Genomic DNA, 22,255 nt, shown 5'->3' with positions numbered 1-22,255 from the left:
GTCTTCCTCCATAATGACCGCCTGATCACAGTTGTGGCTTACCCCATTAGGGGCGCGATCGCTTTCCCCCTTCGTCTTCCTCCATAATGAGTATTACTTTTGTCAAGTACAATTTATACCAAATTAGATGAGCTTACCCTGGGGCTATAGGATAGTTCTCCCAAGTTTAAGGGAATCTCGATCATCAATTCTGTTCCTTTCCCTAGACGAGAAACACAACTAATATTACCGTTGTGTTTATCAACAATAATCTGATGGCTAATGGCTAACCCCAATCCTGTACCACTTCCGACAGGCTTGGTCGTAAAAAATGGGTCAAAGATATGCTGACGCACGTCTTCATTCATCCCACATCCGTTATCAGCAATGCGAATAATAATAAATGGAGACAGTTTTGACCCTTCAGGACTTTCGAGGGAACCTGGTTTTGAGTGTTGAATTAATTCCTTTGTCTCGCCTATCCTATTGGTGGATACTTCAGTCGTTATCTTAATCCATTGGGGTTCAGGTTGGTTGCTTAAGGCTTCAATGGCATTATCTAAAATGTTAATAAATACCTGATTTAGCTGACTGGCATAACATTTAACTTGAGGGAGTTGACCATACTCTTTGAACACGATAATTTCCGGACGATTCCCTTCGGCGCGGAGTCGGTTTTGTAATATAAATAGCGTATTATCTAAACCTTCATGGATATCCACCTGTTTTAACTCGGCTTCATCTAATTTTGAGAAACTTTTTAGCGATCGCACAATCTGTTCGATGCGTTGAGTTCCCAACTGCATGGAGTTGATCAGCTTTGACCAATCTTTGATGAGAAACTCTAAGTCAATCTCGTCACTCAGTTGCTGAATCTCTGGTGTAGGATTGGGGTACGTTTGTTGGTAGAGTTGCAGCAGTGCGAGTAATTCTCGGAAGTATTGACGGGCATAAGTCAGATTGCCGAAGATAAAGTTAGTCGGGTTATTAATTTCGTGTGCCACACCTGCAACCATGCGCCCTAAACTGGACATTTTCTCGGTTTGGATCAGTTGGGATTGAGTGCGTTTTAATTCTTGTAAGGTTTGTTGCAATGCCTGGGCTTTTTCCCGTTCCCTGGTTTCAGACTCCTGCAAGGCGATCTCGATGTGTTTGCGATCGCTAATGTCTCTATGCGTCCCACTCATCCGCACGGGTAAGCTATTCTCATCCCAGGCGACCACTTTACCATAGTTAGACACCCATTTCCATTTCCCGGATTTCGTCAGCAGTCGATAGTCAAATTGGTAAGGAATTGAGCAGTTTTTTAAATGCGCCTGTAACAGGTTCATCACCCAAGGTTTATCATCGGGATGGATCAGGTTTTCCCAAGTGCTGATATCTGTAGGAAGTTCATCGGACTCATACCCCAACATATCACTCCAACGCTGGTCAATATAAAAGTCTCCCGTTGTGATCATCCAATCCCACAACCCATCCCCAGAAGCGTTTAACGCAAGCTGCAAGCGTTCTTGAGTCTGGTGCAAAGCTTGTTGCGATCGCTGGCGTTCAATGGCAATTGTGGCAAGATAAATTGTTTGGGCGATTAAGTCTTGATCGAGATCGGTTGCTGTCTGCGGTTGGTCATAATACCCACCAAAAGTCCCCAAAACCATCCCATCACTCGACAAAATCGGCATCGACCAACAGGCTTTAAGTCCGTAGGATAATGCCAAATCCCGGAAGTTTACCCACAAAGGGTCGTTGGCAATATCGGCTACAATTACAGTCGCCTTACGATAGGCGGCGGCACCGCAAGAACCAACATCTGCACCAATCGCTAGACCATCAATGGTTTTTGTGTACTCTTCGGGTAGACTGGGGGCGGCGGCGAAGTGCAATTTACCCTGTTGATCCAGCAACAGAAACGCCGAGCGCATTTGTCCCGATTGTTCCTCAACGAACCTCGCCAAAGCATCCAGGATGTCTGGGAGAGGTACATCAGAGGCAATCAGTTTCAGAATCTGGTTCTGTCCAGTCAGCAGCATCTCGGCATGTTTGCGATCAGTAATATCCATCGCTGTTCCGAACAGTCTGATCACTTGCCCCTGTTCGTTCACAACAGGTTCACCTCTTGCCTCGACATGGCGCACTTCACCCCTTCCCTGATTCCCCCTAGGGAGAGATGGCACATCAGCAGCATGGGTTTTACCTCGGATAATGCGGAAGTCAAGATTATATTTTATCCCCTGTGCGATCGCGCGGTCTACGGCGTTTTTCCACAGGTCTTGATCTTCTGGATGAATCGTCTCCTGCAGTTCAGCATAGGTGGGTTCACCCTGTTGAGGATCACGTCCCCAAATGCGAAACAATTCCTCTGTCCAAGTCATTTTTCCCGTGACCAAATCACAATCCCAACTGCCAATATGGGCAACTGTCTGGGCTTGTTTTAGAGAGGCTTCACTATGGCTGAGTTGTTCTTGGATACGTTGGCGTTCTACTATCTCTTGTTTCAGTCGGGTATTTTTAGCCAAGAGTTGTTTGGCTTGGGTTCTTAGACGCAATTGATGCTTGACCCGCGCCATCACTTCTTGAAGCTGGAACGGTTTAGAGATATAGTCTGCCCCACCCACTTCAAAGGCTTTAACTTTATCGAACCCTTCTTTCAACGCGCTGATAAAAATAACCGGAATATCTTTAGTTTTATCATCTGCTTTCAAGGATTGACAGACTTGATAGCCATCCATCTGTGGCATGACAATATCCAGCAAAATCAAATCGGGGAGATTGGCTTTGGCAGCTTTGAGCGCCAGAATGCTATTGGGGATAGTCCTGACTTTGTACCCTTGCTTGGATAACATATCGGTTAACAGGTACAAATTAGCCGGAGTATCATCTACAACCAGGATACTGCCTTTGTTATTTTTCCGTTGTCCTTGATCATTCGTCATTTTTCCTTTGTCTTATGTCTTATGTTATACTCGCGAAGCGCTAAGCCAGCTACGTCCTTTTTTTATACCCAAGACTAATTACGGCGTTGGGGCGACTTGCTCAGCATTTCAGACAAGATAAGGGGTATCCTCTTCTTTTGTAACATCTTATTATCTTTTATTAAAATAATGCCGCGATAATGTAAAGAGTTGATGAAGTTTTTCTCAAGATAGGAGTTGCTACATTAGGTTGGGAAACCCAGGTTCTGTCTCCCGTAGCCTCCTATACATTGATTCCCATTAACTCCAACAATTCCCTAAACTGAAAATTTTTCGTCAAAATCTCTAGATCATTGGCAATTAATGCATAACTGGGACGAATGTTCTCAATAAGTTCTAGCATTCCCTCAAAATCACCCTCGATTGTGGTTTGGCTAAAATTTGCCAACGGGCATCGCTTCAAGAATTTGATGCCGTCGGCTTTCACTCTGGGCTAAAGCTTCATTGGAGGAGTTGAGTTCAGCAAAATACTGTTGCAATTGCCCGACCATCTGATTAAACGTCTTTGCCAATTGCCCCACTGCATCAGAACGTTCCTATAAATTCCCAAAACCTGGACAAAGCACATTTAAAAGTTCAGGCGGAATCTCCTCGTAATGTTCCAGCACAAAGTCCACAACGGCGAGATGGCGCAAATCTCTGGGTTGAGGACGGCGGTAATGGCGACCTCTTCTGAACCAACTATCAACAGTAGACATGGAACGGGAACAGATAAAAGCCATCGTTTCATGATTCACCTGCCATTTCGCATAAAACTGTTGCGGCGTCATTCCCAGTTGACAGTAGCCATAGAGGTCAATTAAAGCCTGTTGGCGTTCAGTAATAGGACGAGGTGTCATCGGCTTTCCTCCCAAGGTTCCAGGTCATCTTCCCAAGCCGTATCAGCCACCGTCCACCGGGAACTGGGGGAATGTTTGTCAAGCCAAATCAGGTAACACCATGTCCAACCACAATGGTGAGACGCAAAGCCGTAGAATCTGCCGATCGCAGTTCCCCAGTCGGGAGATTTTGGCGGATTGGGGAGTTTCGGGTTGAGGCTGTTTGCGCGATCGCGAATCCATTTCAGCTTGTCCCCAGAGAGGAATCTCGGTGGCTTGACGTGAGGGAAATTGGTGGGGAGTTCAACGGCTGAGAAGCGCTTGTGACTAAAGCTGATGGGTAAGTCGCAGCCGCCGTAATCCATAGCTTTGAGGTAGCCGGATACAATTTTGCCATTGAGAGTCGCAGTTAACTCTCGGATCAGGATCGCGGCGAGGCTTTCGAGTTCCGACTGGCTTACATTCATCCCGGCTGCATCAAACTCAGTGTCACAGAGGGTTTGCAGGCGAGAGAGGAGAGAGGCGATCGCAAAATCATCCAAGGCTTGCTGATAGCCTTTCTGGTTGGTGGATGGACGAATTAAGCCGCGATCGCACGTACTTTTTGAGAAATTTGGCATAGGATTGAAATTGCTCCTATTGATGGGAGTCAATGCCAGACCCGGTGCCGTCCAAAGCTGTGGGGCTGGCATTGTTTTTATTTGAATGCGTATATTCTAAATGCTTTTCAAGCAATATACCAGTTAATACGTATGAACAAACATAAAACAAGTAGCCCGCAACAAAAAAAGCCCAAATGTTAGCATGACGTGCAGAATATGCGCGTGAACTAACAGTAGATATGCCCAAAGGGAAAAAACGAATGCGGGGGGAACCCGTTGATCAGGATGAACTCAAGCAAAGACTCAATCTAACGGTTACACCGACGGGGGCGCGTGGACTAGAAGAAATCGCCCAGGAATTGGGGTTAAAGTCAAAAAGTGAGTTAGTGGATCAGATTGGGCGTAGACGGCTAATCGTTTCTCCAAATCCAGCCGTTAACCAAGATACAGAGGAGTGAGATTAATCTCTATTCTGGGTTTTCCTTTTCTCAGAAAAGATATAGATACAAAAAGACGAGCTGCTTTGGTAAGATAATAGATTTGTCTCAACCTTAGAATCAGAGACAGCAACGCCATTACCGCGAGGAGACTAGGTGAGTCGAGAACAACTAACCAATGACATCTGGCGTGCTTGTGACATCTTGCGCCGCGACAATAACTGTGGCGGTGTGATGGAGTATGTGGAACATCTGTCCTGGTTACTGTTCTTGAAATTCCTGGATGGACAGGAAGATGTCTTTGAACAGGAAGCCAAGTCAGCCAACCGCAAGTATACACGGGTTATCAGTAAACAGTATCGCTGGTCTAACTGGGTAACAAAGGCTTTGGGGAAAAAGGGACGCCGTAGTATTGCGGCGTGGGATGATCATCAGTTGATGGAGTTTGTCCGAGGTGAACTCATTCCTCACTTAGCGTCGTTATCGGGTTCACCGGAACGGGAAGTCATTGCTGGGATATTCCGCGATCGCAACGTGATTATCTGCGACTCACCCGATAACCTCAAAGATGTACTAAAGATTGTTGATCAGATTGACTTGACCAATCCTGACGATATCTACACCGTCTCTCACATCTACGAAGACTTACTCAAACGCCTCGGTAGTGAGAATAAGATGGCTGGAGAGTTTTACACTCCGCGTCCAGTGATTCGTTTTATGGTAGAGGTCATTGATCCTCAAATTGGCGAGACAGTTTACGATCCCGCCTGTGGAACCTGCGGATTTTTACTGGAGGCTTTCTTACATACGCAGAAGCAGGAGAAAACAGCCAAAGACCGAGAAATTCTCCAGCGCCATACCTTTGTCGGACAGGAGAAAAAGCCATTACCCGCCTTGCTTGGCACAATGAACATGGTGCTTCATGGCGTTTTAGTTCCAGATATAAGACGACGTAACACTCTTGCAGAAGATATCCGGGATGGGTCAGGACTCTTTGATGAGACGTTTGATGTGGTCTTGACAAATCCACCCTTTGGTGGAAAAGAAAATACTCGAATTCAGAAGAATTTCCCCGTCAAAGCCAACGCGACTGAACTTTTATTTCTGCAACACGTTATGAAAAAGCTTAAACCTAAGCAGGGGGCGCGTTGTGGCATAGTCGTACCTGAAGGAACACTTTTTCGAGGTGGAGCTTTTGCTACTGTGAAGAAAGAACTGCTTCATGATTTTAATCTGTTCATGGTTGTGAGTTTACCCCCTGGCACGTTTGCTCCCTATTCCGATGTTAAAGCCGCATTGCTTTTTTTTGAGAGAGGGGAACAACAAAAGGAGGTACTTTATCAAGATATAGCCTTACCTGATGACCTTAAGAAGTTCAGCAAGGTTAACTCAATTTCAGATGAGCATTTTGCGGAAGCGCGTCAGGTTTTGCAACAGATGAAGACTTACCTTCAGGGCAAGTCTCCTAGACCAGCTCTTACAGAGAATAGCTGGTTTGAAGATTCAGAAGAATTGAGAAAACGTGACTATGATTTAACAGCAAGAAATCCTAATTACGTTGAATGTGAAAAATTACCACATCCTGCGGAGATTACAGCTAAACTACTAGAAAATCAGTATGAGTTGCAGAAGAGACTAGAAAGACTACATAAGATGGTAAATGAGGATTGGGATGTGTGATGATTTTAACGACTCCTCAAAATTATATAACTACTCCTTGGAAATTACCCAACGGATGGGAATGGATACCATTGGGAGAAATTTGTGATATCGCTATTGGTGGAACACCTAGTCGTAATAATCCTGAATACTGGGGAACTGGTAAAACTTGGATTTCAATTGCTGACCTGAACGGCAGTATAGTAGAAAGCTCTAAAGAGGAAATTACAGAACTTGGCGTGGCTAACTCTAATGTCAAATTAGTCAAACCAAATACTATATTAATGAGTTTTAAATTAACCATTGGGAAATTGGGAATTGCTGGAAAACCCTTGTATACAAATGAAGCTATAGCCGCATTGCCAATAAAAAATAATTGGCAACACAAAATGAACTTAGAGTTTCTTTTTCGTGCTTTAGGTATAGTTCCACTTGCCCAAGAAGCGGATGTTGCGGTTAAAGGCAAAACCCTCAATAAAAAAAAGCTAGCACGAATTCTAATTCCAGTTCCTTTTTCTAAAAATCCTGTTTTATCGCTTGATATTCAGAATCGTGTTGTGTCCCGGATCGAATCATTACTATCTGAATTGAAAGGCGATCACAAACTTGTTAAGAAAATGCGTCGAGATACAGATAGGTTTTTAAATACTTCATTAAATGAGGTATTTAAAAACCTTGAACCTTTGACAAAAATTGTACCATTAAGAGAAGTAGCGACATCCTTTAATGGTCGTGCAAGTGGTCAAGGTAATTCTAATGTAAGAGTCTTTAAAACTAGGCATGTTTATCCTCATTCCCTTCGTTTGGATAATCCTTCATATATGAAGGAAGAACAAGCTCAGAAATTACCGCCAGATAGATACCTCAAGCCAGGTGATGTTCTCATGGCGAATATAGCCGAGGGAACTCTGGGGCGAGTTACGTATGTCCATGAGTGTGAAGATGATTGGACAGTTGACACACAAATCATGATTTTACGCTCCAAAGATGAAGATATCCTGCATGGAAAGTGGTTATATTACTATCTTTGGTCTGAACGCGGTCAGCACGAAATTCTCTCTCGGCGGTCTGGGATTGCTTTTGCTGAAAAGCGCGGACAAACACACATATATCCCAAAAATGTTCTAGAAATTCCAGTTCCAAAACCTCCAATAGATCAACAACGTCAAGCTATTGTTCATCTTGACTCAATCTTGTCTCATGTAGAATCAATGCAAGAAATATTCAAAGAAGACATTAACTTGCTTGATCGATTAGAACAGTCAATTCTAGAAAAAGCGTTTCAGGGGCAATTGTAGAACATGACGAGCATCGGCGAACAACTTAATCAGGTTTTGTCAGAATTCCGAAAGTATGGCATCACCGACGATCTCACAGTAATTGAATACATTGCCGGACTTCTACTTGAAGAAAAAAGAACCGTTTCAGATGCTCCAGAAATATCTTTATCAGAAAAGGAGAAACCCAGAAAACCACCCATAGACTTAAATATTCCGATAGAAGGGATCAAGCAGAACCTCCGTGAAGCAGCCGAACAAGCAGGAGGAGCCGCTAAATTATTTGACCGTCATGTTCTCTTTCGCTTACCTTCCATGCTTCCAGGGGGACGCTATCCGACTCCTAGACACATTGTCAAGTTTATGCAGCGTCTTGCCCAAGTTGACTTCAAAAATCATAGTGTGGCAGACTTTGCTTGTGGCAGTGGTGGCTTTTTAATTGATCGCGAGATAACTAATCCTAGCAATGATGAAGTAACAATCGGTATTGATATTTCTCCGGAATGGAAGCGACTTGCCTGGGCTAATACTAGACTGCATGGTTTTACTCCACGTTTGCTCAATGGAAATACACTTCAGGTTTGCGGTTCAGAAGAATTCGCTACAAAAAATTTCGACCGCATACTCATCAATCCGCCTTTCGGTGAAAAGATTGATGAAAAATTAGCAGAAAATACTCTGGGGTATAAAGTTAGTAGCCGCAGCGAAACAGCTCTGACTGCACTTGCCCTCCAAAAACTCGCACCCGGAGGAAAAGCAGCAATTTTAGTTCCTTCAGGTCTGCTATTTAGTAACAATACAGGTGAGAGAGTATTACGAAGAAAGCTAATCTTTGACTATAAACTTGAAGCGGTCATTTCCTTACCCAAAGACGCTTTACAACCCTACAGTCCGTTACAAACTCACCTGCTGCTTGTGAGTAAACCCGATAATTCCGCCCAACCCTCAAAAAGTGGAGAAAATCTAATCTGGTTTTGGCAGCTTGAACAGGATGGCTACCCTAGTGGTCGAGGTCGTGACTTAACTCAAGACCCCGATGAATCAGCAAGTGACTTACCCTTTGTCACCAAATTTTTCACCAATCCGAATCCCCCTCTTTTATTTCCCCAACAAAATCCTCGAATAGCCATCAGCAGAATAGCTGAAGGTACTGCGCTATTGGGCTTTGTTTGCCAAGCGACCTCGACAGAATTGACCTCGGTCACGTTTTATCCACACAATGAAACGACCTCTGCATTCCTGTTAACTGAGACTGCACCCATAGGTGAACAGCGCATCTGCGATCGCATCCCTTTGGATGGTAGTGAACCCTCACAGGTTGAAAATCCACAGCAGCTAATTCAAGACCTATACCAACTCACAAAGAAAGACCCTGATCCTGGTAAGCGGCTATTCTCTCAACCCGTAAAAGCAGCAGCAATCTCAGTTTTACCGGAAAACCAAGCTATAGGAAGAGATAGAGTCAAACTCCTCGGTGTAGCGGTGCGGTGCGACACCATTCAAGCACCAACCTACGATTTACGCCCAGAGCGTTATGTTGAAAAACAGGAGGAACCGCGTTCGACGGATTCTCCGGCTGAACTCCTCAGCCAAATTTACCAAAACCAAAGAAAGCTGTCTGGGCACATTGAGAGCCTATTTGGTCGTCTGGAACTCCCTGCGATCGCGAATCAACAACTTCCTTCTCCCTTGGCAAATATAGCATCCCTGGGAATTCTCGAAAAACTGAATCCAGAACAGAAGACCATTTGGCAGCAAATTCAGGCAAAAATAGAAAAAATTGATAGCCGTGATCAAGATAACCCACAAACCGCAGTACACTTTACCTTAGAGGAGTTGATCCAAGAGGATGACAGCGAGATATCAGAAATGACTCGCTCAACTGTCGATCTCCTGGAACGCCTGGGAGTAATTGTCCCAGTGACGATTACAACTCCTAGCACCGATGAGTCAATTCAGTGCTATCGTCGTGTTACAGAGCGAGACTTGTGGCAGTTCGACTGAAGCGAATCAGAATCAGAGGGGGAGAGTATATGAAATTGAAACGACTCTACCTAGGAGATTATCGGGTCTTGCGTGACCTAGAGATTCGCTTTTGTCCACCGAATGAACGCAGCCTAACTTTTACTCGCAACTATAGTCTCGATTTTTTAGTGGGTAAAAATGGCACAGGAAAATCAACGGTGCTGAAAATCTTATGGGATTTAATGAAGCAATTAGAAGGAAATCCCGTAGTTGATTATCCCTTTATCCTAGAATATGAATTGGGCAAGGGTAACCAAAAACGCTCGATCAAAATTGCTACCCTTCAAGAAGATGATGAAACGGGAGACGTTACTTTTACGAAAACACCATTAGCATTGGAAAACGGTGAACCTACGGCTATAGGTCTTGATATTATACCTGACCTTATTGTTTCTTTTACAACGGGAGATGAAATAGAATGGAATCTTCTTAACGAGCCAGCAAAGGACAATAGTCATTTAGGCAGTTTAACCCACTTAGCCAAGGAAGAAAAGTTAGAAATTCTAAAAGAGCGAGCAATTCGAGAACTCCCTGGACACCAAGCAAATTTAAACAATACAGAAGAGGATACAGAAAAAGACAGTCGCTGCTTGTTCATATCCAATAAGCAAATTAATCTGCTTACCCTTTGTGGACTATTGGTTGATTTAGCTAATAGTAAATCTGAATTAGCTCAAGTTTTAGAAGAATTACATATTAAATCACTGACAGGTTTTTCACTGAAATTTCGCTTAAATCAGGGAATTACCAAAATAGACCATCGAGAGCAAGTTATTAAACTAGGAAAATTTGCCTCTCATATCTTACACCAAGGAAGCGATTACCGACTGGTATTTGACCTGACTAGCGACAGAAGCTCAGTAGCACAAGAAATTATACGGGAGTTCGTTAGCGGTCTGGAGCTTTTCAAAAAACTGGCTAAACTGGCTGATGTTGATGAAAACGGGCAATCTGTTTTGAGAGAAGTTAGCATTTTCTTGGAGCGTACAGATTCCCAGTATCCTGAAGCTGAGTCTGAAATTCCTCCCTTACATCTTTGGGAATGGCTCAGTGATGGAGAGCGAAGCTTTTTAGGTCGAATGTGTCTATTCACTCTGCTCGGTTCGACCGAAGCGTTGATTTTGCTGGATGAACCAGAAGTTCACTTTAATGATTTCTGGAAGCGCCAAATTGTTAACCTGCTAGATGAAACGCTTAAAGACCGTCATAGCCATGTTTTGATGACTACTCACTCCAGCATCACTTTAACTGATGTTCCCAAAGAAGATGTGATTGTTTTGAAGCGTTTTGGTAATTACACTAAGGATTCGCTTCCTGCCCCCATACAAACCTTTGCTGCTAATCCCAGCGATATCATGGTACATGTCTTTGATGCACCCTATCCTGAAGGAAAATACAGTGTTGACTGCATTGAGCGAGAGCTAAAAGCTACAGCCAATCAAAATCTAGCTGAAAAACGAGAGGCGTTGGAGCGATTACTGTCTACAGTTGCTCAGGGGTATTGGAGTTATCGAATTCGTCGAGAATTGTCAGCTATAGAAGTGGAATGATTCATCAAGTTAAGTTGCCAGAACTCACTCTTAAATGTTTAACTGATGTAGTTTATCTACAAATGTGGTTTCTGAGATATGCATCTTCGAGAACGACATTAGACCATAAAAGCTGTGAGGATTATTTCAGGAAGCATCCCAGATTTCGGGGGAGACATGAACAGATTGCTAAATGGCTATGGAGCAAAAAGAGAGTTACTAAGCTCAATCTTCTCAAAGAGTTTGCTCAGGGTTCACCTGCGAAAAAGCGCCAGTGGAGCAGACGATTGTCTCGCGAAGCCCTAGGATTTTTAAGAGAGCCAGTTGGCTTCCTCATACCGCACGTTGAGGACATTGCACAACCTTGGCAGGAAGCAGGCGTTGGATTTCTTCGCAAATTTTATCAGGATCATCTCGGTAGCCAAACTGCTAAATTTCCTAAGTTCTTTTTTTCAGAACCAGAGTCATCCACATTTGGTAGACAAGATTTTATATCAGAATTTGAGCAAATTAACCAGTTATCGATTTGCCCTGCCTGTGATATGGAGTCTTTTTCGAGAATTGACCATTATTTTCCCAAAGGTCTCTATCCTCATCTTTCCTGCCACCCGTTTAATTTAGTTCCAATTTGTAATACTTGTAATACGGATTACAAAGGAGAAACTAATTTACTTCAAAGAAAAAGAACTGGTAAGCCCCGTAAATTAGAAGATATGTTCTTACCCTATCGGGGATATGGACTTAGAACAGAGACCTACTTAAAGATCAATCTCAAAAAGGGTGTACAACTTCCTATAATAATTGGACTTAAGCCCAAGCCAAACAAATCTCTCTGCGAAAAAGTAGAGGTATGCCGCGAGGGTTTCTCTATACCGGATAGGTGGCGTAAAAAATCAAGCCAAATTCAACGTTCAGTTTATAGCCAAATTCAACAAGTTATGCAAGCGAACGTTGCTTCATCTTCAACGCAGAACGCCTCACTTGATATATTTGCAGTACGCAATGTTTTGGACAATTTATTGTTTAACCTACTTGATTCACAGGGAAGAGAATCATCGCGTTTTCCAATGACGTGGTATCTCGTTGCTTTAATCAATAAGGAAGTAGAACCAGCTATAGATAGTTCTACACCGATCAATCTAGAAAATCACGAGCTACTTAAAGACATTGCTCATTGGTTGCGGCAAGAAAATGGCATTCCTCATCCTGCACATATTAGTTCTCCAGAAATTGACAAAGCGCGAAACTTGAGGAAACTAGCAACAGAATGAAAATGATTTTGTATCTTTTCCAGAGGAAAGCTTTGCCTGCACGACCGTGGAAAATTTTTTTCGCTTTTATACGGCTAAATAACATTATTAGGTTTGAACGATCGCGTAACTCCGAATCTGCCAAGGCGCTATCTTCAAAGTTTGCAGCGTCGGGGATTCTGGAGACTGATCCACAGGACGTTCTAATAAATCCACGCAACCCTCTATCGCCAACCCTAAATCACTATTTAACCAGAATTCCGCTTCCTCTCCCTGAGATTCATAACACCGCAGAATCCAACGGTGGGGATTATCTTGCGATCGCTTGAGAGCAATCACCACTAAATTTTCTGCCGATAACTCTAGCAAGGAACCCCTGGGGGGCAAGGAGTTAATACCCTTATCCGCCGTATCTTCTAGCCGGACGACTTGCAGGGGGAAATTTAACTCATACCCTCGCTGAACCGTTTTCGCGGCTTGCCAAGTACCAGCATGAGGATAAAGGGCGTAGGTGAAGTGGTGAATTCCGCGATCGGCATCGGGATGGGGCCATATTGGACTTTTGAGTAGGGTTAATCGGAGTTGAGAGGGTTGGGCGTCATAGCCGTATTTACAGTCATTGAGTAGACTCACGCCATAAGTTTGATCACCCAGATCCGCCCAACGTAAGGCTGGAACTTCCCATTTGGCTTGTTCGGCGGGGGTTTGGGGTTGGGTGGGGCGTTGGATGGCGCCGCAGGGAATTTCATAGGTGGCATAGTCGGCTTCTAGGTTTAAGGGGAATGCAGCTTTGACTAATACCTGGCGTTCCTGCCAATCTACGGTTGTGGCTATTTTAAGTAGGGGTGAATCTGATGTCAGGATGTAGTCTTGGCAAAATTGGGATTGTCCTAATTGGCGAATAACTTGGAGACGCGATCGCAGGTTTCCCTGTTCTAGCCATTGAATCGATTTCAGTTGGGTTGGTGGTAGGGGATGTTGATGGTAATTGGGGTCAATATTCCAGGCGTCCCAATATTGTCCTTTGTCTTCAAAGGCTTGCAGTTGATTTCCTGCACCGCTTAATATTTCTCGCTGGTTTTTTTTATCAAAGATGCTGCTTAAGTCGCCAGTATTTGGATCGACGATAATTCGCAGGTATTCATTTTCGAGGATAAATTCGTTATTGGGATTGGGGTTATCGTTTTCTGGGGGAGTATCAGTTGGACAAATCCAGACTATTTTATAGCCGATTGCGGGGATGTCTTTAGCCTGAAATAGCAGATGGGTTTGTCGGGGCTGGTTTAGGGGTTCTTGTTTTGCTGTTGATGATAACTCTTGTTCAAAACCCGCCCTGACTGATGTTTGGCTGGGAATTTTTTCGCCGTTACTATCGTATAGTTGCCAGGTTTGATTGTTGGTGATTGGGAATTGTTTTTTCAACGCAGAGGTTCGCAGAGGTTCGCGCAGAGGGACGCAGAGGGAGATAGTAATGAGTTCTGAATGTTGCCAGTTGAGGGGGTTGAATATGATTAGGGGTTGGGCGTTGGGGTGGGGGGGTGAGGGGAGGGTGATTTGGGACGCGATCGCGTTTAGGGATTCGGCTATGATTTTTTGGGTTATTGTCTCGGCTTGTTGCCATGTTTGGTTGGCTTCAATGAAGACTTCGGGAATGGAGGTTCCGGGTAAGATATCGTGGAATTGATTAAAGAGAACGTTTTTCCAGGCGGTTTCTAGTTGAGATTGGGGATAGTTTTTGTTGGTGATTAGGGTGGCGAGAGAGGCAAAGAGTTCGGCTTGGTAAAGTAATCTTTCACAGCGACGATTCCAGCGTTTTTGATCAGCGTGGGTGGTATAACAGCCGCGATGGAGTTCTAGATAAAGTTCGTTATTCCAAATTGGATTAGGAATTGAATATTTGTCGGGGTGGGTGTCACTATTATCGTTTTTTGTTCCCCTGATGTGATTAAACCCGCCCTCGGAGACGCGCCGTGGCACGTCTCTACAAATCATCTCCCTATCTCCTCTCTCTTCTAACTGATTCTCAAGATTCTGCAAATACTTCAGTGCGGTGGTAAATTCTAAATTGGGGAAGAAGGGAGACTGTTGCCAACGCTGTGTCACTTCTAACATATCGCGAGTGGGACCACCGCCATGATCGCCTACACCAGGTAACCAAAATACATCCTTAATCTTTGTTTGCCTTTGCCAATTAATCCCATAATTTGTCATGGTAATTGGATTGGTATCCATGACTCCGGTAATATTGGGCGGCGACATTAAACTGAGAATTTTAGTCCCATCCGGTGATTGCCACCAAAAGAGGTGATAGGGGAATTGAGTGGTGTCATTCCAATGCAGTTTTTGGGTGACAAAATAGTTAATTCCGCCTTGTTTTAAGAGTTGAGGTAATTGCCACGTAAAGCCAAAACTATCTGTAACCCAGGCGACTTGAGTAATTTGACCGAATTTTTCTTGAACGTAACGCTGACCATAAAGAATTTGCCGGACAATAGATTCACCGTCAATTAAATTTAATTCTGGTTCAACCCACATCCCCCCAACAATTTCCCAGCGACCTGCCATCACTTGTTGTTGTATTCTGGTAAATAAGTCGGGACGATTCTGTTCTACCCAGGCATAAAGGGCGGGTGTAGTATGACAATAGGTTAAATTAAGAAAATCTTGCTGTAAACTGAGAACAGATTCAAAGGTTCGCACTGCAACATCCCAGGTTTCTTGAGTAGACCATAACCAAGCCATATCTAAATGGGCATGACCTAGTAGGTGGAATGTGGCGTTAGGGGTTATATTTTTGGATAGCAGAGTTTGGCGCAATTGAGTTAGCGATCGCGTAAACTGATCGCCATGGGATACCCTCTGCCAGTCAATCTCAGCCACAGCAGCAGCTAGTGTTTCTAATTGTTCCGGTGCAAAGGCTTCTAAATAGTTCTGCAATACGGTTAATTCATCAGCAACAAATCCCGGATCAATCGAATGCGTTGATTCATAAATACAGAAAGACCCCATTAAGCCGCCAATATCATGACCCGGACTCACTAACCGCAACATGACGGTAATAGTTTCCCCAGGACTAATGGCTGAACTTAAGAGGACTCTATCTGAAGAATCAAATAAGTCTCCTGCTTGGACTAACTCACCATTCACAAAAATCTTGGCATCTTCCGCCCACCAGGTTAGCGCTAGTCGTAAGGTTAATCCAGCTAAAGGATAACCTTGTAAATCCTGGGGAATGGTAAATTGTTGACCGAACCACATAACTTGGTGTCCCGCTGACCAGATAATATAACCCTTATCATTGAGTTCAACACTTGACCCATGTGCCAAAATATGGTTACTTATCTCCTCCAGAGGTAGGTCTTCAGACCACAGTTTCCAATGAGTCTGCACATTCATCTGAGTTAAGGCGCGGAGTTTAGCAATAGATTCAGACAGGAATGTTAATGGAGACATGGTAAGGAATGATAAAAGTAACTAGCAATTAGGATTAAGAAAGTTTTAAATAACAAAGTCGCATTAACCAGCCTTGGGTTTAAACCCAAGGAACCAAAAGCTTGCATTCGTCTTTAAACGACTGGATAATAATTTTAGTCCATTTTAATGGACAGTAGCTCTTAGCCCGGAGTTTGAACTCCGGGCGGATGATTAAGTTTCTGGGTATCTTGTCCCCGGGTGCATGTCACAGTATGAAATAATAAATTAGTCATCGCTGCTTCTGCTTGCATCACTATGTCTGCTTCTACCCCAGGTCGCTATCGCAGTCGATTGTTCAATCTTATCAATCACCATTCTCGCCGACTCATCGATGGCGGTGAACGGGCAATCCGACATCTAAAAGTAGCGGCAGTTTGGGGAACGCAGATTCTCCTCTATCCTATATATATGGTTGTCCAAACCAGTCTCACGGCTGTTCGGCAACTTCCGGCAGAGGCAAAAGCGGGATGGACTCGATTAAAAGCCTTGACCCAATCCCAACCGTCAGAACAACCGCCTGCTGTTGATACCCCGATTCAACAGGTTCTTAAGCAAGTTGAAACGTTATCTTTACCTGAACCATCTCAGTCACAACTCACATCTTGCACCATTCTCAATAGGGCGGTTAAAACCGCAGCTACACAAACGAAACCCGCCTTCGCGGGTTCCCAAATCCTTGTTCCGTCAGTCCGCGTTAACGAAGCTTACCGAAGCGTCGGCGGACTGGGTTTGTCTAGCTGCGAATTCCATTCGCCAAGGCTTATTGGAATAGACCTAAATAAAATAACCGATACCTCATCCCCGAATCAGAATATTTCCACATCCTCACGGATAGAAATTCAAGGCGTAGCCACCCTCCTCTCCACCCGAACTCTAGTTTTAGTTTCCGTCGCTAATGAAATTCTGGATATCCTCACCCCAGAACAACAGCAAAAACTAGCCGCTAAAATAAGCTGGGAACTGGCTACCCTGTATCGTCAGTGGCGTTTAGTTTACAACTTAAAGACTTCTGGGGTGCAACGCCAACTCAGTCACTTGGCTAAACCCTCTCTGTTTCTCCCCTTGAGACTATTCTGGCAACTCATGGCATGGGTACAAACCAGTCCCGTTGCGATCGCAATTAATCTCTTTGGTGAGTCTACCTTCTCAGAACCCGCATCTGGTGCCAAGATCCCCCAAAACCTTGCCTATTCCTGGCTGAAACAATTTGCACCAGGGGGAACATTAGCCGCGATCGATGATACTATTGCCCAATGGGAATCGCACCCTTTACAGACATCCAATCACGTTGCGATCGCACTCCGTCAACGTAGCCAAACTCTACTGCAAACCTTCAAAACCTCATTCATCACTCCTCGACAACCCACTGATCCAACCGAGACATCAGAATCTCACCCCTTTTGGCTGGTAGGATTAATTTACGCCGCGATCGACTACTTTTTTGGTCAGGGTAGTTCTTACCGATTCCGCCAACCAGAAGCAACCTCGGTTAACCCCACCGAGGATATTAACCAACGATTCATTAACTCAACCGCTTCCGTAACCCTTCCGGGGACAGCATTCTCCTATACGAATGAACCCGATCCCTGGTTAACCTGGGATGATTTATTTGGCGATACAGAACCCGACTGGATTGAAACTCAAGCAATTTCCACAGGGTATGTTAAACACCCCTTAGAGCAAATCATGGAATGGTTGGATGTGGGTATGCTTTGGCTGGAGGAGGTAACAATTAAAGCTTGGCGATGGGTGCGACGGTTTGTCGTGAAAAATAAAGGATGAACAAGACACCACAGCTATCAGGGTACGATAGTATCGTGTCCCTACCCAATCAATTATCCCTGGGTTCAATGGCACTGAAAAGCGTGCATTTGAGGATCGCCAAAACCCTTGATATACCGTAGGGTGGGCATTGCCCACCAGCCTCATCTGAGCGTGCCATTGAATTCTGGGTTATCGTAGGGGCACGGCAATGCCTTCCTTGCAGTAAGTAGTCGGACTGGTATAAAACGGCAAGCTAATTAAGTGCAAGTAAATCGCCCTCAAACCCTTACTGTTCCCTGTTAAGAGTTCCCTAATCTCAACCGTTAACTTTAATTGTGTCCACCTACTCATTGGGATTATAGGGTTCTCCCTGCGGCAAAAATTGTTGCGGCGGTTAAAGTCAATTCCGGAAACGTTTTTGAGATAATTTTGTCATCGCCTCGAAATTGGCGAATTTGATATTCATCATCAATCAGTTCGCATAGCGTCAACGTTGGCTGCTTGGGAAAACCAATATGGCGACGCCCTCCTAAGCCAAGATAGTCAACAATCCAGTATTCTTGGATGGTTAAGGCTTCGTAGTCGGTTAATTTATGACCATAGTCATCGCGCCAATTGGTACTCACGACTTCAATAACTAATGGTACGGATGAACCTTGGGTAATCGTAGAGGCTGGTTTCCAGAGGGGTTCTTCTGGAATAGCCCTTTGATCCAGCACGACAATATCAGGTTTATAGCCCATGTAGAGGGTTTTGGGTTTGATGGTGCAGGTTCTGGGTAAAAAATAAGGGCGCTGCTGACGGCGTATCTGGAAATTTAGTTCGGCAACAATGAAGGCGATAACTTCTTCATGATCACCCCTGGGGTTCACTGCAATAATTTCTCCGTTGATCAGTTCGTAAATGCCGCCGTCTTCAGGATATAGGTCTAAATATTCTTCAAAGGTCAAAGGTTGAGACTGGGCTTGAACCATAGTACTTACTGTCGCTGGTACTCGTACTTGGCTAAAGTATAGTGTATCAGGGTTATCCGAGATTAGGTTAACCGTCTGCCTGGTTGTTCCATAGAATTGAAAAAACCCCCAGTTAGGGAACTGGGGGAAGTCGGCTACAAAAGAGCCTTCCATCCTTGTCGAACTCGATGATGTCTCTAGATTATGCAAACAAAGTGAAAAACTCGTGAACGAAAAAAAAATACCCCCGCCATTTTAGTTGGGGGTGGTTAATCACTTCCACATCAGGGTAACAACTATGATTAAAGGTATCGAACAATTGTGAAAAAAAGGTGAAAAGTCAAAAAAACCTCAGATTTCGGCTGAGGCGGCATAAATATAAAGGAGCATAACCCTTTATATTTCTAGAGTTTAGGGACGTATGCAGTTACCAGAGGCATAGTCGTGGTGTTCTCAAAAATTTTCTCTCTTCCCTAAAATTTTACTTTTGATTTCGATAAAGCAGCCACAGAAAATAGGGAGCGCCAAGCGAGTAGGACGATTTAATTTTTTTCCCACCTAATGATTTGAAGCCGCGCTGGTCTAGTTTTCCGGTGGCAATTCCGTTACCCAGCGACCCATTGGTACACACATCGGCGTCCCCGCTACCGGGTCAGGCACAATCCGACAGTCCAAACCAAACACTTCACGCACCATCGCCTCCGTCACAACTTGCATTGGCTCTCCTTGTGTATAAACTTGACCCTGCCGCACGGCAACCAGATGATCAGCGTAGCGACACGCCTGATTCAGGTCGTGCAGTACCATCACAATCGTCCGCCCTTCGCTCTGGTTCAACTCATACAGCAAATCCAATACCTCGACTTGATGCGCCAAGTCTAAGAACGTTGTTGGTTCATCCAATAGCAGAATTTCCGTATCCTGAGCGAGTGCCATAGCAATCCAAGCTCGTTGCCTTTGTCCACCAGAAAGCGTGTCCAATACTCGGTCTGCTAGTTGGGTTATCCCTGTAATGAAAAGCGCCTTCTCCACCAGGATTTCATCGTCTTTTGACCATTGCTGCAACCAGTTTTGGTAAGGGTAACGACCCTGAGCGACCAAATCTCGCACTGTCAACCCCTCCGGAGCTACTGGACTTTGGGGAAGAATTCCCAGTCGCTTCGCTACAGCTTTTGTTGAACGCTGGAAAATATCAGTCCCGTCTAAGTAAACTGTACCTGCACAAGGCTTGAGCAACCTCGCCAGTCCCCGCAACAGTGTTGATTTGCCACAGCCGTTGGGTCCAACCAAAGCCGTAATCTTCCTGACAGGAATTGCCAGGTCGAGGTTCGTGATCACAGGTGTTCCATCATACGCCAGAGAAAGTCGGCGAGTTGACAATAAGCTCATTTTATGAATAGATAGGGTCATCGCTTGCGGTTGCGAACCAGCAGATAGAGAAAATAAGGGGCACCGACAGCGGCGGTAATCGCACCACAGGGCAACTCGATGGGCGCAAAGAGTACCCGTGCCAACCAATCAGCCAGCACAATAATTAGTCCACCCATCAGTGCTGCTGTTGGCATTAACCCTTCGTGGTTGGGTCCAACCAACTGACGCCCCAAGTGCGGTGCCATCAATCCCACAAAGCCAACCGTACCCGCCACAGCCACAGCCGCGCCCGCCATTGCCGCACTCATTAGCAATAGCAAACCCCGCTGCCATTCCACTCGCGCCCCCAGTCCTCTGGCAAGGTCATCTCCGAGGGAGAGGGTATTCAGTGGCATCGAAAGCGCCAACGACAGGGGTACAAACACCGCCAGCCAGGGGAATAATGCCCCGACATGCTGCCAACCCCGTCCGTAGACACTTCCCGCCAGCCAAACCAATGCCTGAGTGACACTATTAATTTCCCCCAATGTGACCATTAAATTTGTCAAAGCCCCTAGGATAGCTGCTATCCCGACACCGACGAGAATTAACCGGATGGGAGAACTGCCCTTATCCCAAGCCAGAAGGTAGATAAAGATGGCAACAACCAACGCCCCAGCAAAGGCAGACAAAGGTAGGGCAAACAGCGGCACATCTGGAAATAAAACGATTAAACTGACAGCAGCTAAACTCGCACCCGCATTCACCCCAATGATGCCGGGATCGGCTAAGGGATTGCGTGTCAGTCCTTGCAGAATCGTCCCAGAGATGGCTAATCCCACTCCTACCCCAAAGGCGACTAACGTTCTGGGCAACCTCAGCACATTGACAATAAAGGCATAGTCGGGGTTAGCCGTCGGTAACCCCACAATCGTTTTTAAAACAGCCAATGGTGGAATGGGATATTCCCCCTGTCCCACATTGATAACTATCGCCGCGAGAGTAACCAAAACCAATACGAGTAGTACGGTTGGCACGCGCCGTTCTATACGGAACGATATAGGCAATAGTCGGGGACGAATAATCAGCCAGCTTTTTCTCATCGTCTCACCTTGAACCGCGCTAGATAGATGAAGAACGGAGCGCCCACTAGAGCAGTCATGACCTAGGGTGGTCATTTGTTTCCCTAAGGCAAACGCGATCGCTAATCCAATGCCGATGTAAGGCAGCACTTGTAAGAACAACGTGAAATCCCGACCCGCCACCGATCCAGCTAACCAGAAGCGGATTTCATCGAGGGTTTGTTGGCTAAGGATAAGGATAGCAGTTGTGAATGAGGACAGTAAGCTCGTCAATGCCGCACCCGCAATAGTCAGGTTGAGTGGAGCCAGTCCCCCTCGACCCAGAGATCCGAGCAAATAGACGGTGATTGCCGTAACACCTGCCCCCCCAAAGGCACACCAGGCATAGACACTCAGGGAAGATGAGCCGAAGAGGAAAACAGCAATGACAACTGCCATTGCCGCACCTGCATTAATGCCCAGGATTCCGGGGGACGCTAAAGGGTTGCGAGTTAATCCCTGCATCAGGGCACCTGCCACCGCAAGGGCTGCACCCACTAGCACGGCAATCAGCGATCGCGGCAACCGAACTGTGCGGATAATCAGGTGATCGGTAGAGCCATCAAAGTTGGTTAAAGCGGCATATACAGTGCTAAAAGAAATATCTGCGGCACCATAGGTAATGCTTGCCACCAAGCTGACTAGCAGAATCAACAGACTCAGTGACAAACCAACGGGGAGTAAGAGGCGCGATCGCCCCCTACTTTTCCCTCTTACCCTAGCACTCTCGCTTGCCAATCGCTTCTTTACCTCAATCAATGATTCCAATTGCAAATGGAAAGGTTTTAGAGGATGTCTGAAAAGTTGTCTTTGACACTATTACCTAGTGGAAATCCCCCTAAATCCCCCTTTTAAAGGGGGACTTTCTCTGGTCATTTCCCCCCTTTCTCTCCCCCCCTTTCTCTCCCCTCACAAGGGTAGGTTTTTTACCTTGACGGTATAATGGGGGTAAGACTTGGAAGACCTGGAGGGAAAGTGGACAAGGAAGAAGACAAAAAAAACATAAAAACTCATGAAGATCTTATTATCTCTTCAATTAGCGTTTGAT

General features: G+C 45.1%; 16 protein-coding genes and 1 pseudogene. 7 read left to right on the top strand and 10 right to left on the bottom strand.

The features are described from left to right. Positions 1-113: 113 nt before the first annotated feature. From RIM23_RS11340 to RIM23_RS11320, 5 genes are all read right to left on the bottom strand, one after another. Positions 114-2,909, bottom strand: coding sequence for a PAS domain-containing protein (locus tag RIM23_RS11340; protein ID WP_446367112.1), 2,796 nt, complete (start codon positions 2,907-2,909; stop codon positions 114-116). A gap of 262 nt (positions 2,910-3,171) precedes the next feature. Further along, positions 3,172-3,336 carry a hypothetical protein gene (locus RIM23_RS11335; protein WP_446367110.1) on the bottom strand — a complete coding sequence of 55 codons (165 nt, stop codon included), beginning with the start codon at positions 3,334-3,336 and terminating at the stop codon, positions 3,172-3,174. Continuing rightward, entirely contained in the window at positions 3,323-3,460 is a 138-nt protein-coding gene (locus RIM23_RS11330) for a hypothetical protein (protein ID WP_446367108.1), read from the bottom strand. The genes RIM23_RS11335 and RIM23_RS11330 overlap by 14 nt, the downstream gene beginning before the upstream one ends. A 24-nt stretch (positions 3,461-3,484) precedes the next feature. Next, on the bottom strand, positions 3,485-3,787 hold the full coding sequence (locus tag RIM23_RS11325) for a helix-turn-helix domain-containing protein (protein ID WP_446367106.1): 303 nt from the start codon (positions 3,785-3,787) through the stop codon (positions 3,485-3,487). After that, positions 3,784-4,386, bottom strand: coding sequence for a hypothetical protein (locus tag RIM23_RS11320; protein ID WP_446367104.1), 603 nt, complete (start codon positions 4,384-4,386; stop codon positions 3,784-3,786). The genes RIM23_RS11325 and RIM23_RS11320 overlap by 4 nt, the downstream gene beginning before the upstream one ends. A gap of 242 nt (positions 4,387-4,628) precedes the next feature. Between RIM23_RS11320 and RIM23_RS11315 the strand changes: the two genes are divergently transcribed. From RIM23_RS11315 to RIM23_RS11290, 6 genes are all read left to right on the top strand, one after another. Continuing rightward, positions 4,629-4,826 carry a hypothetical protein gene (locus RIM23_RS11315; RefSeq protein WP_446367102.1) on the top strand — a complete coding sequence of 66 codons (198 nt, stop codon included), beginning with the start codon at positions 4,629-4,631 and terminating at the stop codon, positions 4,824-4,826. Positions 4,827-4,961: 135 nt separating this feature from the next. Then, on the top strand, positions 4,962-6,485 hold the full coding sequence (locus RIM23_RS11310; protein WP_446367100.1) for a type I restriction-modification system subunit M: 1,524 nt from the start codon (positions 4,962-4,964) through the stop codon (positions 6,483-6,485). Continuing rightward, positions 6,485-7,762 (top strand): restriction endonuclease subunit S, encoded by a 1,278-nt coding sequence (locus RIM23_RS11305; RefSeq protein ID WP_446367098.1) that lies wholly within the window; start codon positions 6,485-6,487, stop codon positions 7,760-7,762. Before RIM23_RS11310 ends, RIM23_RS11305 begins: the two co-directional genes overlap by 1 nt. Before the next feature lie 3 nt (positions 7,763-7,765). Beyond that, on the top strand, positions 7,766-9,745 hold the full coding sequence (locus RIM23_RS11300; RefSeq protein ID WP_446367096.1) for an HsdM family class I SAM-dependent methyltransferase: 1,980 nt from the start codon (positions 7,766-7,768) through the stop codon (positions 9,743-9,745). 29 nt (positions 9,746-9,774) lie between these two features. Beyond that, positions 9,775-11,316: an AAA family ATPase gene (locus RIM23_RS11295; RefSeq protein ID WP_446367094.1), complete on the top strand. Its 1,542-nt coding sequence runs from the start codon at positions 9,775-9,777 to the stop codon at positions 11,314-11,316. Beyond that, the gene (locus RIM23_RS11290) at positions 11,313-12,566 is read left to right on the top strand and encodes a hypothetical protein (protein WP_446367092.1); all 1,254 of its coding nucleotides are present in this window, start codon (positions 11,313-11,315) and stop codon (positions 12,564-12,566) included. Before RIM23_RS11295 ends, RIM23_RS11290 begins: the two co-directional genes overlap by 4 nt. 87 nt (positions 12,567-12,653) lie before the next feature. Here RIM23_RS11290 and RIM23_RS11285 read toward each other — a convergent pair whose 3' ends face one another. Further along, positions 12,654-15,998 (bottom strand): alpha-mannosidase, encoded by a 3,345-nt coding sequence (locus tag RIM23_RS11285; protein WP_446367090.1) that lies wholly within the window; start codon positions 15,996-15,998, stop codon positions 12,654-12,656. Between the two features lie 276 nt (positions 15,999-16,274). Here RIM23_RS11285 and RIM23_RS11280 point away from each other — a divergent pair, with 276 nt between their 5' ends. Continuing rightward, positions 16,275-17,801, top strand: a complete 1,527-nt coding sequence (locus RIM23_RS11280) for a hypothetical protein (protein ID WP_446367088.1) — start codon at positions 16,275-16,277, stop codon at positions 17,799-17,801. Between the two features lie 338 nt (positions 17,802-18,139). On the opposite strand, the gene RIM23_RS11275 is transcribed toward RIM23_RS11280, so the two are convergent. The 4 genes and pseudogenes from RIM23_RS11275 to RIM23_RS11260 form a co-directional block, all read right to left on the bottom strand. After that, positions 18,140-18,757 (bottom strand): Uma2 family endonuclease, encoded by a 618-nt coding sequence (locus tag RIM23_RS11275; RefSeq protein WP_446367086.1) that lies wholly within the window; start codon positions 18,755-18,757, stop codon positions 18,140-18,142. A gap of 561 nt (positions 18,758-19,318) precedes the next feature. Continuing rightward, positions 19,319-20,125 carry an ABC transporter ATP-binding protein gene (locus tag RIM23_RS11270; protein ID WP_446367085.1) on the bottom strand — a complete coding sequence of 269 codons (807 nt, stop codon included), beginning with the start codon at positions 20,123-20,125 and terminating at the stop codon, positions 19,319-19,321. 17 nt (positions 20,126-20,142) lie between these two features. Beyond that, the gene (locus tag RIM23_RS11265) at positions 20,143-21,189 is read right to left on the bottom strand and encodes a FecCD family ABC transporter permease (protein ID WP_446367113.1); all 1,047 of its coding nucleotides are present in this window, start codon (positions 21,187-21,189) and stop codon (positions 20,143-20,145) included. A 42-nt stretch (positions 21,190-21,231) separates the two neighbouring features. Beyond that, a pseudogene (locus RIM23_RS11260) lies at positions 21,232-21,876 on the bottom strand (FecCD family ABC transporter permease); the annotation flags it as partial. Positions 21,877-22,255 lie beyond the last annotated feature (379 nt).

The sequence above is a fragment of the Coleofasciculus sp. G3-WIS-01 genome (genome assembly GCF_040223135.1).
Lineage (GTDB): Bacteria > Cyanobacteriota > Cyanobacteriia > Cyanobacteriales > Coleofasciculaceae > Coleofasciculus.
Note: the sequence above shows the minus strand (reverse complement) of the source record. Positions and strands in the feature narration are given on the sequence as shown.